The sequence below is a fragment of the Methanomethylovorans sp. genome (genome assembly GCF_050177135.1).
GTDB lineage: Archaea > Halobacteriota > Methanosarcinia > Methanosarcinales > Methanosarcinaceae > Methanomethylovorans.
Map to the genome: position 1 here is coordinate 3886 of NZ_JBFXHJ010000034.1, position 12996 is coordinate 16881.

A 12996-nucleotide genomic window follows, 5' to 3' on the forward strand; every position below is an offset into this window, starting at 1 on the left:
CAGAGGATATAAGGCTCTGTTGCAGCATTATTACGGTGTCTGCAACTGATGTTATCTGTATGTCGCATATCTTTGAGCGTTCTTTGCTTTCCGTGGTAAGACAGGTCAGAAGTGATGTAACTCCTTCGTTCCTGAACATTCTTGAGAGAGCGGAAATATGCTGTTTTCTTTCTATTGGGTCCGCAAGGACATAATCAAAACCTTCTACTGCATCCAGGAACATTCTCTTTGCCTTTGTTTCCTGGATGGCTTTCTGAATTTGCATCATATGTTTGTTAGGGTCCAATGAGGACGGTAAAGTATGAATGATCTTTAGGCTGCCATTTTTATACATTCCCTTTAGATCCCATCCAAAGTTGGAAGCATGTAAAAACAGTTCCTCCGGAGTTTCATCAAAATTGATAATAATGCCAGGTTCCCCTTTTTTTGCTCCTTCCATAATGAAATTGAGTCCAAGTACTGTTTTACCCGTGCCTGTAGAGCCAGCTATAAGGTTCGAGGACCCTTTGAACAATCCGCCTCCAAGCATCTCGTCAAGCATGGGTGTTCCAATGGAAATACGCTCAGCAGAAGCGTTTATGGAATAGTCGGCTTGTGCAATATCTTTCGGATAGACGGATATGCCATCTGTTCCGATCTCAAATGTATGCTTTCCCTGGACGGATGACATACCACTCACTTTCATTAATTCGATATATCGCCTGGTGATATGTGGGTCAAGGTCTTGAGATATATAGATTATGTTGTCTACTATATCGCTGATCACGTTGCTCTTTACAGCGTCTGGTTCCAGAGTGCCTGTAAAGCAGACCACTGCATTCCATTCATTGAGTGCAGCGTTAAGGGAATACATGAACCTTCTCCTTTCGGCTTCCGGGAATCCGAATCCGATAGGTGTGACAGGATCTATCAGTATCCTGTCGGGTTTAAGTGAACTTACGATATTCCCTAGTTCTACAAGCATAGTGAGCGGGTCTCTTTCCACACTACTGACATTAAAGGTACGGATGTTTATATTCTCTTCAAAGAAACTGAACCGTGAAAGGATCTGTCGTATCAATGCTTCAGGTTTGGATGAGATAGCTACGTACAGCACCTTCTCTCCTTTTTTTGCTGCAGCGCACAGGCTCTGTATTCCAAGCGTGGTCCTTCCTGTTCCAGGTGTTCCTGCAATGAATGTGGTCGAGGGACTAAGGACCCCTCCCCCGAGAACCTCGTCCAATCCCTCTATTCCGGTAGACACAATATTCAAAACAACATCCTCGCGCGATTTGAATTTATCCCAATATATTAATTATACCCTATAAGTATTTATTTATACATTATTCATAGGTAGCTTCATTTTTTGGTGTTGTTGTAAAATAGCATATGTATTTATATTGATTCACCATACTTGCGATAAATACCCGGGTGGGTCTATATCATGAAAACAATGAACATCCTTGTTATCAATAACTATGGTCAATTCTGCCATCTCATCCACCGTACTATCCGGGACCTGGATATGGATACGAGCATGATCTCCAATACATCTTCAGTGGAAGACATCCTGTCAAAAGGACCGGACGGACTGGTGCTCAGTGGCGGTCCGACTTTGGAAAGGGCGGGCAATTGTGCACAGTATATAAAGGAGATCGATCTCCCTATTCTTGGGATCTGTCTGGGGCATCAGGTGATGGCCAGGACATTTGGCGGAGAGGTCGGTCCGGGTAAATATGGCGGATATGCCGAGGTAGCGGTCGAGATCCTTGAACAAGATGATATCCTTCAAGGTATGGCTCCCCGCACATCTGTCTGGGCTTCACATGCCGATGAAGTAAAAACCCTGCCTGAAGGTTTTATCCGGCTGGCAAGGTCAGAAATTTGTGAAATAGAGGCCATGAAGCATGAAACCAGGCCACTTTACGGGGTGCAGTGGCACCCGGAAGTTGCCCACACGGAAAAAGGTAAGGACCTTTTCTTAAATTTCTTCAAGGTATGTGAGGATTCCTAACCCCATACCTCTTTGGTTTTACATGCCGAATTTCTTCATCATTTTCTGCATGTTGAACTTACCGCCGCGCAACCCCTTCATGGTATTCTGCATCGTTTTATAGTACTTCAACAATTCCCTTACATCGTCAGGACTGCATCCTGATCCTATGGAGATACGCTTTATCCTGGCACTTCCTATAAGGCGTGGATTAAGCATTTCTTCCTCGGTCATGGAGTCCATTACCACACGGTACCTTGTAAGTTTCTCCCCCGTCACCTGGTAAGCTTCCTCAGGCACCTTTACACCCATGCCCCCCAGAGGCAGCATCTGCATGATCTGTTTCATTGGGCCCATTTTGTTAAGGGTTTCCAGTTGCTTGTACATGTCCTTGAGGGTGAAGCGTCCCCTCATCATGGCTTCCATGTCAAGTTCTTCTTCCTTCAGGTTTTCCTGGGCTTTCTCTATGAGGCCCTTTATATCGCCCATTCCAAGTAGTTTAGATATGAACCTGTCAGGTTCGAACTTCTCCAGGTCTTCGGGTGTTTCTCCAACACCGATGAACGCGATGGATGAATTTGTCTCAGAAACGGCAGATATGGCTCCACCGCCCTTTGCAGTACCATCCAGCTTAGAGATGACGACACCTGAGATACCGATAGAATCGTTGAACGCTCTTGCCTGTTCGCTTGCCTGCTGACCTATCGCACCATCAAGTACAAGCAGTTTGTAATCAGGATGTGCAATGGCATGGATCTGTTCCATTTCCTCGATGAGGTCCTTTTCCAGAGAGTGGCGTCCTGCAGTGTCTATTATGATCACATCGTATTTTTCCACTTCCTTAAGACCTCTTTCTACGATCCCTACTGCATCAGGGTTGCCTTCTTCCCCGTAAAATGTAACGTTAAGTTTACCACAAAGGGTATTCAACTGCTGGTATGCACCGGGCCTGAACGTATCTGCACATATCACTGCCGGCCGCAGACCTTTGCGTTGAAAATATCTTGCAAGTTTTGATGTGGTGGTGGTCTTACCGCTGCCCTGAAGACCTATCATCATGATCTTCTGGGGTTTCAGGGGAATATCTGTGCCTTTACCTATGATATTGATAAGTTCCTGGTAGACGATCCTTATCACATGCTCACGGGGGTTCATGCCTGAAGGCACATCTTCCTTCATAGCACGCTCCTTGATGTGGTTCGACATCATCATGACAAGCTTGACATTGACGTCAGCCTGCAGCATTGCTCTTTGGATGTCCTTTACCACTTCATTTACCGTGTGTTCGTCTATCCTGCCGGATTTGACGAGTTTCTTAAGTGCATCCTGCAAGGAGTTTCCGAGTTTTTCCATTACCATTTAAGGATCGCCCTGTTCAGTTCTTTTTCATTATAAAAGGGTTGCCTTTATTTAATTATATTGCAGGTTTTTCCTTTCAATATCTTGCGTCTCTCTGGCACAAGTGATGTAATATACGGTCAGTTCACAGGTCATGTAACTGTTACTCCTTGCACAATGCAGGTAAATAAAGAAGGTGAAAAACTGTTTCAACCCAATTTTTCACTTCATTCTCAAAAAAGTACCTTCTATCGGCTCACTTAACTATCATCACCCGTGTCTTTGCATGCCTTGCAACATCCACAGCCACGCTTCCCACCAGTACCCTGTCGATTCCAGATCTTCCCAGAGTACCCATTACTATCAGGTCGATATCGTTCTTATCTGCAAAGTCGATTATCGCAGAACCCGGATGTCCTTTGATCATCACAGGCTCAACTTCCACTCCTGTCTTTTTCCCCATCTCCACTACAACATCAAGTGCTTTTCTCCCATCAGCTTCCAGATGTTTTTCAAAATCCTTTTCTTCAAGGGAAACTCCTTTTGGAGGCTCGATAGGCACACCAAAATATGAAAGATGAGGTATGTCCGGCAAGACGTTTAGTGCATATAGTTTCGCCCCTGCCATTCCCGCGATATCTATCGCAGATGATGCCGCATGCTTAGCATTTTCTGAACCATCCGTTGCAATGAGTATCTTTTTATACATTTCACTCTTCATATTATACACTCCCCTATTTACCTATAAAAAGAGTAAGCCGCCCAATATCATAAAGCTTTTGGACAAGTTTAATAAAGGTCCTATGGAAATTGTTTTCCTTCTAAAAAAGGTTCAAATAGACTGAATTAATAACAAATATGAAAGATTGCACTAGAGAACTAAATCCAGTTAATAAAAAATCAGTAGCGGGGAATGGATTCGAACCATTGGTCTACGGGTTATGAGCCCGTCGGGATCTCCTGGCTACCCTACCCCGCTTCATATTTTGCGTGTAACGATGTACTCCCATTCAACGGTATCATTACAGATAAATGTTGCGATGGAAGAGGCAGTGAAAACATATATTAAAAGAGATCTAAAGTATGAAATTTTCATATGTCCGGAGGGAAAGGTCTTGATCATGTTATTGCCGGCTAAGTTTAAATCTTATGGGAAAGGCGAAACGGGATATATGGGACATACCGGCTATAAAATGCCTATGGTAAGTGTGTCATCCACCTGGCCCGTTTGCTTTTGGGATAGCCTAGGCTGGCAGGTTGAAATAGGAAGATCTCCTCTGCCACCAAAATCCTTCTGGAAGGTCTTGTTCCTGCAGTGTAGCAATGAAAGGCATTGTGGTAGGAAGGGTTTTAATATATCCCTGCGCTTATTAAAAAACGGTGAAATATGTCACATAAGTGCACCAGATGTGGAGAAATATTCGTTGATGGAGCCGCAGTTATCCTCAGTGGCTGTCCGTCATGTGGGTGGAACAAGTTCCTCTACGTTAAAGGTCCTGAAGAAGAGCATCAAGTTTCGGAAAAGGCCGGTCATGAGGTCCTTGACGAAACCCACAAGCAAGAAACTCCTGCAGAGAAGCTCATAAAAGAGATAGATGAGATCATAGGTATAGAAAAAGAGGAACGCAGTGTCATAGAGGAGGATGGTGACAGGGTGGAATCCGTTCGTATACTTGGTCCCGGATCTTACGAACTCAATCTGGATTCCCTGTTGCAGCGTAAGGAGATCATCATGGCCATCAAGGAAGACGGCACATATGCCCTGCACCTGCCTTCTGTTTTTAAGGCAGAGCGAAAAGAAAAGAAAAAGTGAACATTTCCGGGGCAGCGTGTAATGCTCAGCGTTCACAACAGGTTCTGGGAAATTGATGCACTAAGGGGGATCGCCATACTCCTTATGGTGCAGTTTCATTTCCTTTATGATCTGGTGTTCTTTGGTGTGCTGCACGTAGACGTTTGGTCGGGGCCGGTATTTTATATCGGCAGGAGTGCAGCTATTCTTTTTGTTTTTCTTGTAGGCGTTTCCCTTACCCTGAGCCATTCCAGAAGTAAGGTATCTGGTTTGCAGGTTGGTTTCAAAAAATATCTCAAAAGGGGCTTTCACATCTTTCTATGGGGTCTGGTCTTCACGATGGGAAGCTGGGTGCTTTTCCCGGATAAGGTCATAGTGTTCGGTATTTTGCACTTCATTGGCGTAGCTATCATATTATCATATCCTTTACTGGAATACCGCCTTCCCAATCTTATCGGAGGGTTTATCGTTCTTTTTCTGGGAGGATCAGTGGAAAACTTCACAGTTGATCTTCCATGGCTTATATGGCTTGGTCTGACCCCTGCAGGTTTCCAGACCCTTGATCATTTTCCATTGCTGCCCTGGTTTGGCGTTACCATGCTGGGAATATTCTCGGGCAACATGATGTATCCTGATCATCATCGTAAATATGAACTCCCTAATCTCTCTCAGAATCCATTGATATCCGCTCTTGAGTTCATGGGAAGAAGATCACTGGCGATATATATCATACACCAGCCACTGCTGGTTGTTGTCCTGTACGCCTCTGGAATTATTGATGTAAATTCCCTGGGAATTCAGTAGTTCTATTAAGTATCATGAATAAATGTTTTAGTAATCTGTAATCAATGTTTGCCTTTCATCTATCTTTTCAAGATTTGAGACCCCAACTCCAAGCAGTCTGAACCTGCCGGTACCTGTGAATTCTTTCATAAGATGCAGGGCTTCCCTTCTCATAACGTAGAGGTCTGTACTGGCACAGCTTAAGGTCCTGGACCGCGTATAGGTTCTGAAGTTCCCGTATCTGACTCTGATAGTGATGGTACGAAAACGGTATCTTTTTTTCAGAAGGGATGCATGTACCTTCTCGGACAGAGCGTAGAAAACCTTTTTTATGGTATCAGGATCAGTTATATCCTCGTCAAAGGTGTCTTCCTTGCTGATGGATTTAACTCCTTCTGTTTCCTCCACTTCTCTTTCGTCGATCCCGTTAGCCATCCGGTGCATTGTCAGTCCGAATTTTCCGAATCTCGCTATGAGCAGTTGCACATCGTATACTGCGAGCTGTCCAACGGTCCCCAGCCCCATTTCACGTAACAGCAGAGCAGTTTTCTTTCCTATCCCTGGTATTTTGGATATGGACAAAGGGTCCAGGAACTGTTTCGCTTCTTCAGGACTTACAACTGTAAGGCCGTCTGGTTTATTGAAATCGGATGCTATCTTGGCTATCACCTTGTTCGGAGCTATCCCCACGGAACATGTAAGTCCTTCCCTGCGCAGTATATTTTCCTTGATGCTCTTTGCGACATCAATAGCTTTATCATAATCAGTGATGTCTTTGTCAAGCTCCATGTATGCTTCATCCACACTGACCTGCTGGAATCTGGAAGAGAACTCTCTAAGTATTTCCATTATCCTGGAAGATGTACTTTTGTATAGTTCCATATCCACCGGTAAATATACGGCATCAGGACACAGCTTATATGCTTTGGATATGGGCATTGCTGAATGTATGCCGTATTTGCGGGCTTCATAGGAGCAGGTGCTTACTACGCCCCTTCCGGTACCATTTTTAGGGTCAGAGCCCACTATCACGGGCTTTCCCCGGATCTCAGGTTTTTCTCTTGTTTCCACTGACGAGTAAAAACTGTCCATATCAATGTGCAGTGTTATACGGTTTTGGTCTGCGCTCATTTAGAGCTTCATATATAATTCAGGGTTTATAATTTCCGATCCATGCACAGTGAAAGTAATCTATTCTAACGATATCTTTCCGGTGTATTGAAATAACATCATCTGCTTATTTATCAGGAAAGGAGGACTCAATGTACGTCTACATCTCGATCATGGCCTATTTTGTTGTGTTGTTCCTTACATTGCGGGACATCCGTATCTTCAGGCGCACAAGGATCGTGTCATACAGAAAAGGAGCCTTAAAGGGCATTATATCTTCTTTTGTAATGCTCATAGGTGTGATCCTGACTCCCCTGAACCCGGAACTAGGTCTCATGATCGTATTCATTGGTCTTTATATCAATCGCAAGGGCCAAAGGGAAGTCGTTTTCAGGCAGGCCAATGCTCTTGAAAGACTGCTTGGAAAGACTGATATATGATGTTGTGGATTTACACTCTTGTCCAGTACACCGCTTTTGTGGAATGCAGGATATGGTTAGATGAATCTTTCATTCCAAAAGTTATAAATGCATGAGTAGTTATAAGCGGTACAAATTCCACTCTTGAGAATTCATATTAAGAAATTACACTTGCAATAGATGGAGAATCATATATGGGAAACATAAGACAGAACAATATCAAGACCATTTCACTTCGCCTTATAGACACTTACGGTGACGCTTTCACAAAGGACTTTGATACGAACAAGCACCTTGTGACACAGTATACAACAATTGAAAGCAAGGTCATAAGGAACCGTGTGGCCGGCTATGTCACACGCAAGATGACTCACGTACGCATGGAATAAGTTCCAGTCGAAGTGGTACCATGTTCGAAGGGGTATTTCCTGCTCTTATAACACCGTTCAATGCCGATAACAGGATAGATGTCACGTCTTTCAGGAACATTGTCGAGTATGTGGAAAAAGGCGGTGTTGCAGGAATGGTGGCTTGCGGAACCACCGGTGAGTCCGCGACCATGTCCACCCAGGAGCATATGGACCTCATCGATCTGACCGTTGACTGTGCCAAAACCACTGTTATCGCTGGTACAGGTTCTAACAACACCACCGAAGCAGTGGAGCTCACAAGGCATGCATACGATGCAGGCGCCAATGCGGTGCTGATTATATCTCCTTATTACAATAAGCCCAACAATGCCGGTCTGATCGCACACTTTTCCAGTATTGCCAGGTCTGCGGATATCCCTGTTATACTCTACAATGTGCCTTCCCGCACAGGGCAGGACATGCCTCTGGAAGTAATTACCGAGCTTTCCAAGATAGAGAATATCGTGGCCATAAAGGAAGCAAGCGGAAATCCGGTGAAGGTTTCCCGTATAATTGAAAACACATTGGATGAGGACTTTGTGGTCATCTCGGGTGAGGATGGCCTTACATTGCCTCTTATGTGTATGGGAGCGGTGGGTGTTATTTCAGTGGTTGCAAATGTTGTTCCCGAAAAAATGGTTGACCTTGTGACCGCTGTTAAGAACAACGATCTTAAAACGGCTCAGGCACTTCATTATGAACTTGCACCGCTGACACGCGCTCTCTTCCTTGAAACGAATCCCATCCCTGTAAAAAGAGCAATGGATATGCTAGGTCTGGCAAATGGCAGATTAAGGCTTCCTCTTGCTCCTTTAAGCAGAGAGCATGAAATGGTCCTTGAAGATGTCCTGAGGGATATGGGGTGCATATCATGATCAGAGCAGCAGTTACAGGTGCTTCAGGAAGGATGGGCAAGCTCATCATTTCCAATATTATGGCTTTTGACGGAATGCAGCTTTCAGCAGCTTTCGATCTTGTGAATATGGGCACGGATGCAGGGGAAACTGCCCAGGTAGGTAGTCTTGGTGTTCCTATATCTGACGTAAAGGACATGGAAAAGGTCCTTAAGGAGTCAGCTACTGATGTGCTGATAGATTTTACGATCGCCGATGCAACAGTTGTGAATGCCCCCAGGGCAGCTTCGGCGGGTGTGAACCTCGTCATCGGAACAACTGGTCTTTCCAGTGAGCAAAAACAGATCATAAAAACAGCTGTTTTAAAATATGATGTGGCAGGGATCATATCTCCTAACTTCTCAGTAGGTGTAAATGTCTTTTTTAAGATACTTGCAGAGGCCTCAAAATACATGGGAGATTTTGATATCGAGATCATCGAAGCTCATCATAACAAGAAGAAAGACGCCCCCAGCGGCACTGCCATAAAGGCCGCAGATGTCATCAGTGCTGCACTGGGTGGCAAAGAATATGTTTATGGCCGCCAGGGTCTTGCTCCCCGCAGCAAGGAAATAGGCATCCACGCAGTGCGTGGCGGGGACATTGCAGGTGATCATACGGTGCTGTTCGCAGGTGACGGTGAACGTATCGAGATAAAACACCAGGCACATTCCAGACAGTCTTTTGCTTCAGGTGCTGTAAAGGCTGCAGCATGGGTATGTAATGCCGGTCCGGGCATGTATACCATGGAAGATATTCTTGGTCTGTAAGTCTATTCTCTTAACAGATGGTCAGCTATGTCCTCTGATATTATGCGCTCGCAGTACACACAGCGCAGGTTTATTATATTATCTTCCTCATAGACGCGGAATTTAGATGTAATAGGCTCAGAACTATTCGATATGCAGTTCGGGTTGACGCATTGCACCACCCCTTCCACGTATTCAGGGATCTTGACCCTGTTCTTTTTGAGGACTTTGAAATCCCGTATTATATTGATGGTCGCATTGGGCGCTATCAAAGATATCTTATCCAGTTCTTTGACCTTCAGTTCCCTGTTCTCTATCTTCACCACATCTTTCTTACCGTACTTGCTGGGAGAATTAATGAGAACACTAACCACGCTTTCAAATTGGCCTGGTAGTTTCAGTATATGCAGGACATTAAGTGCCTGACCTGCATTTATATGATCTATGACCGTGCCATTTTCGATCGGCCTGACCCTCAGTCCGGGTTCCAGTTCAAAGTCAGTATGCTCCGGATTCATTCCATCCCTCCCATCACAAGGGCCAGAAGTGCCATCCTTACGGGCACCCCGTAAAAAGCCTGCTTGAAATAACAGGCATGTGGAGTATTATCCACAAGCGGGTCTATCTCATTTACTCTGGGCAGAGGATGCATGATCTTTAGATGGCTTTTAGCATTCTCGAGGAGTTCCGGTGTGATCTGCAGGTTGCTGGCCACTCGGAGGTATTCTGCCGGATCAGGGAACCGTTCCTTCTGTATCCGTGTCACATATAATACATCCACCTCAGTAATGGCCTCATCGATGGAATCTGTCTGTCTCACTTTCATTCCCCTCGCTTCCAGATCTTTTATTATCTCATAGGGCATGCGCAGTTCATCCGGTGAAACAAGGGTTATATCAGCTCCATAATGAGCAAGTGCATAGCACAGGGAATGTACGGTCCTTCCATATTTCATATCCCCAGCAAGAGCTATCTTCACACCTTCCAGCTTACTCTCACGTTTGATCGTGTAAAGGTCCAGCAATGTCTGAGTGGGGTGATGTCCTGCCCCATCTCCCGCATTGATCACAGGCACTTGGGAGAACTCCGAGGCCATGCGTGCAGCTCCTTCCTTTGGATGTCGTAATACGATGGTATCTGCATAGCTCTGCACCACACGAATGGTATCTGCCAGTGTTTCCCCTTTCGTTATCGAGCTCGCATCCACGGACCCCATGCTAAGCACCTCTCCTCCGAGCCTTAACATAGCGGTCTCAAAAGACATGCGTGTCCTTGTGCTGGGTTCAAAGAACAGTACTGCAAGCACTTTACCGGCAAGCATATCAGACCGCTCTTTCATGACAGCTATTGGTTCAAGTTTTTCCGCTGTCTCCAGTATGTGGTCTATCATCTCTTTTGAGAAATCTTTCATTGATAGGATATGCATGTCTTTAAAGTACATTTATCGTAAGAGGTGCTACATCAGATATAATATTTGCTGGCAGCTTCTTCCATGATCCGATCAACTGTTCATCTTTTCGTATTTCTGCCCTTTCTTATGTCTTTGACAAAATGTTCCCATTCTTTGTCTTCAACATCTTTGCAGATATGTTTCGTATCCGGGATCTTTTTTCTCTTACTTTCTTCTTCGATTTCGGTGAGGTCCATTATAGCTCTCATGATACCTGCTGTCTGAGTGAACAAATCTTTTGCTTCTTCATAACTAATATCATTTTGTTCTAGGCTCTTTTCATATTCATTTTCTTTTTCTTTCAGCAAAGCCAGGAACATCTCTATATTCTCAATATCTTTTGCAGAAAAATGGGTCTTATTGATGATCTCCCAGATTATCTCGTGCAGCTTGACATTTTTGCCTTCTATCTCCAATTCTTCAGGTATATTTTCACCTACCCAGAAGAGAGGCCTATGCAGCCTGTTCAGCAACTTGTTCCTTTCATTATCTGTGACCCTGTCCCCATTTCCCAAAAAGCTCCTCCCCATATTGGGTTAGGCTACATTCTATATTAAATCCCTCGATTAAGTTTATAGATGTTAAGGTATGTTTAGTAGTAATAAATTATATTCAGAAGGTGATTACATCAGACCTATCATTCAGGTAGCCCTTGACCTGGTTGAAACAGACCGTGCCGTACAGATCGCAAAAGAAGCTATTGAAGGGGGTGTTGACTGGATAGAGGTTGGGACTCCTTTGATAAAAAGCGAGGGTATGGATGCAGTCAGAACTCTCAAAAAAGCTTTTCCTCAAAAGATAATACTTGCCGACATGAAGGTGGCCGATACAGGTACAATTGAAGTTGAAATGGCTTCAAAGGCAGGTGCAGATGTGGTAATGGTCCTGGCAGGAGCTGATGATTCAACGATCATTGAATCTGTGAAAGCTGCAAAAAAGTATGGCGTCAAGATAATGGCAGACCTGATATCTGTGGCAGACCCCTCATCAAGGGCAAAGGAACTTGAAAAAATGGGTGTGGATTATATCAATGTGCATTCAGGTATTGACCAGCAGATGGTGGGAAAAGATCCTCTGGACATTATATCCGAGATCGTAAAAGTTGTCTCCACTCCCATTGCAGCTGCAGGTGGTCTTGATGCTGCAGGTTGTGCCAGGGCAGTGCAGGCAGGTGCAAGCATCGTTATTGTAGGTGGCAACATCATCCGGTCTGCAGATGTATATGCTTCTGCCAGGAAGATAAGGGAATGTGTGGATTCTCCTTCCGTGGTACAAGTTTCCAAGCTTTCTCAGGATTCTGAGATCCGCAAATTGTTAATGGAAATTTCAACTCCTAATATCTCAGATGCCATGCACCGTAAAGGTGTCATGAAGGATATCCGTCCCATGCTGAAAGGTAAAAAAATGGTAGGTACTGCTGTAACTGTACAGACCTTCGGTGGTGATTGGGCAAAGCCCGTTGAGGCCATAGATATGGCAAAAGAAGGAGATGTCATTGTTATCTACAATGGCAGGAGAGATATCGCTCCCTGGGGTGGTCTGGCTACTCTCAGTTGTCTGAACAAGGGTATTGCCGGGGTAGTTATAGACGGAGCTGTAAGGGATATTGATGATATCAGCACCATGAGCCTGCCGGTGTTTGCAAGCAGCTATGTGCCTAATGCCGGTGAACCTAAAGGTTTCGGTGAGATCAATGCAGAGATCACCTGTGGGTCACAGACCGTCAAGCCGGGAGATTACATTGTAGGCGATGATAATGGTGTTGTTGTGATACCAAAGGAAAACGCCTATGAGATCGCAAGAAGGGCTAAAGAAGTGGAAAAGACCGAGAAGCGCCTTTTCGAGGAGATCAAAAGGGGTGCCACGCTTTCAGAAGTGATGCAGCTTAAAAAATGGGAGAAACAGTGATATGATAGAACTCCTCAAAGTCCTTGTATGCCTGCCTTTCCTTGCATATTCGTGTTATTCCGATATCAATACCCGCCGTGTTTCCAATAAGGTCTGGCCGATCATGCTGGGTGCAGCTTCACCCTTTATAATTTATGAGATGATCACTTTCGGGTTACCGTATATTTTCAGG

15 protein-coding genes and 1 tRNA gene are annotated in these 12996 nt (G+C 44.7%); 8 read left to right on the forward strand and 8 right to left on the reverse strand.

What is annotated here, in order from left to right; translation table 11 throughout:
- Positions 1-1243 (reverse strand): ATPase domain-containing protein (locus tag AB7U21_RS04425; RefSeq protein WP_428387314.1); only part of this gene is annotated, 1243 nt, incomplete at its 3' end.
- A gap of 180 nt (positions 1244-1423) precedes the next feature.
- On the opposite strand from AB7U21_RS04425, the gene AB7U21_RS04430 reads away from it, so the two are divergent.
- Positions 1424-1993 (forward strand): GMP synthase subunit A, encoded by a 570-nt coding sequence (locus tag AB7U21_RS04430; protein WP_428387302.1) that lies wholly within the window; start codon positions 1424-1426, stop codon positions 1991-1993.
- 18 nt (positions 1994-2011) lie between these two features.
- Here AB7U21_RS04430 and AB7U21_RS04435 read toward each other — a convergent pair whose 3' ends face one another.
- The 3 genes from AB7U21_RS04435 to AB7U21_RS04445 all read right to left on the reverse strand — a co-directional run bounded on the left by AB7U21_RS04435 (position 2012) and on the right by AB7U21_RS04445 (position 4289).
- On the reverse strand, positions 2012-3331 hold the full coding sequence (locus tag AB7U21_RS04435; RefSeq protein ID WP_333787374.1) for a signal recognition particle protein Srp54: 1320 nt from the start codon (positions 3329-3331) through the stop codon (positions 2012-2014).
- Positions 3332-3566: 235 nt separating this feature from the next.
- Complete coding sequence (locus AB7U21_RS04440) at positions 3567-4031, reverse strand: universal stress protein (RefSeq protein WP_428387304.1); 465 nt, start codon at positions 4029-4031, stop codon at positions 3567-3569.
- A 183-nt stretch (positions 4032-4214) separates the two neighbouring features.
- A tRNA-Met gene (locus tag AB7U21_RS04445) sits at positions 4215-4289 on the reverse strand.
- 408 nt (positions 4290-4697) lie between these two features.
- Between AB7U21_RS04445 and AB7U21_RS04450 the strand changes: the two genes are divergently transcribed.
- Together AB7U21_RS04450 and AB7U21_RS04455 are read left to right on the forward strand one after the other, a co-directional pair.
- On the forward strand, positions 4698-5123 hold the full coding sequence (locus tag AB7U21_RS04450; protein ID WP_333787372.1) for a Zn-ribbon domain-containing protein: 426 nt from the start codon (positions 4698-4700) through the stop codon (positions 5121-5123).
- 21 nt (positions 5124-5144) lie between these two features.
- Complete coding sequence (locus AB7U21_RS04455) at positions 5145-5906, forward strand: heparan-alpha-glucosaminide N-acetyltransferase (protein WP_333787371.1); 762 nt, start codon at positions 5145-5147, stop codon at positions 5904-5906.
- Between the two features lie 27 nt (positions 5907-5933).
- Here the strand turns inward: AB7U21_RS04455 and dinB are convergent, their stop codons facing one another.
- Positions 5934-7016, reverse strand: a complete 1083-nt coding sequence (dinB, locus tag AB7U21_RS04460; RefSeq protein WP_333787370.1) for a DNA polymerase IV — start codon at positions 7014-7016, stop codon at positions 5934-5936.
- A gap of 131 nt (positions 7017-7147) precedes the next feature.
- Here dinB and AB7U21_RS04465 point away from each other — a divergent pair, with 131 nt between their 5' ends.
- From AB7U21_RS04465 to dapB, 4 genes are all read left to right on the forward strand, one after another.
- The gene (locus AB7U21_RS04465; protein WP_333787369.1) at positions 7148-7435 is read left to right on the forward strand and encodes a hypothetical protein; all 288 of its coding nucleotides are present in this window, start codon (positions 7148-7150) and stop codon (positions 7433-7435) included.
- Between the two features lie 173 nt (positions 7436-7608).
- Positions 7609-7803 carry a 30S ribosomal protein S17e gene (locus AB7U21_RS04470; protein WP_333787368.1) on the forward strand — a complete coding sequence of 65 codons (195 nt, stop codon included), beginning with the start codon at positions 7609-7611 and terminating at the stop codon, positions 7801-7803.
- A gap of 20 nt (positions 7804-7823) precedes the next feature.
- Positions 7824-8699, forward strand: coding sequence for a 4-hydroxy-tetrahydrodipicolinate synthase (gene dapA, locus AB7U21_RS04475; RefSeq protein ID WP_333787367.1), 876 nt, complete (start codon positions 7824-7826; stop codon positions 8697-8699).
- A complete protein-coding gene (gene dapB, locus AB7U21_RS04480) occupies positions 8696-9487 on the forward strand; it encodes a 4-hydroxy-tetrahydrodipicolinate reductase (protein ID WP_428387308.1) in 792 nt (263 codons plus the stop codon). The genes dapA and dapB overlap by 4 nt, the downstream gene beginning before the upstream one ends.
- Before the next feature lie 2 nt (positions 9488-9489).
- Here the strand turns inward: dapB and pyrI are convergent, their stop codons facing one another.
- The 3 genes from pyrI to AB7U21_RS04495 form a co-directional block, all read right to left on the reverse strand.
- Complete coding sequence (gene pyrI, locus AB7U21_RS04485; protein WP_333787365.1) at positions 9490-9984, reverse strand: aspartate carbamoyltransferase regulatory subunit; 495 nt, start codon at positions 9982-9984, stop codon at positions 9490-9492.
- On the reverse strand, positions 9981-10907 hold the full coding sequence (pyrB, locus tag AB7U21_RS04490; protein ID WP_333787364.1) for an aspartate carbamoyltransferase: 927 nt from the start codon (positions 10905-10907) through the stop codon (positions 9981-9983). The genes pyrI and pyrB overlap by 4 nt, the downstream gene beginning before the upstream one ends.
- Before the next feature lie 68 nt (positions 10908-10975).
- Positions 10976-11431 carry a DUF5788 family protein gene (locus AB7U21_RS04495; RefSeq protein WP_333787363.1) on the reverse strand — a complete coding sequence of 152 codons (456 nt, stop codon included), beginning with the start codon at positions 11429-11431 and terminating at the stop codon, positions 10976-10978.
- Positions 11432-11504: 73 nt separating this feature from the next.
- Between AB7U21_RS04495 and hxlA the strand changes: the two genes are divergently transcribed.
- On the forward strand, positions 11505-12824 hold the full coding sequence (hxlA, locus tag AB7U21_RS04500) for a 3-hexulose-6-phosphate synthase (protein WP_428387311.1): 1320 nt from the start codon (positions 11505-11507) through the stop codon (positions 12822-12824).
- The last annotated feature ends 172 nt before the right edge of the window (positions 12825-12996 follow it).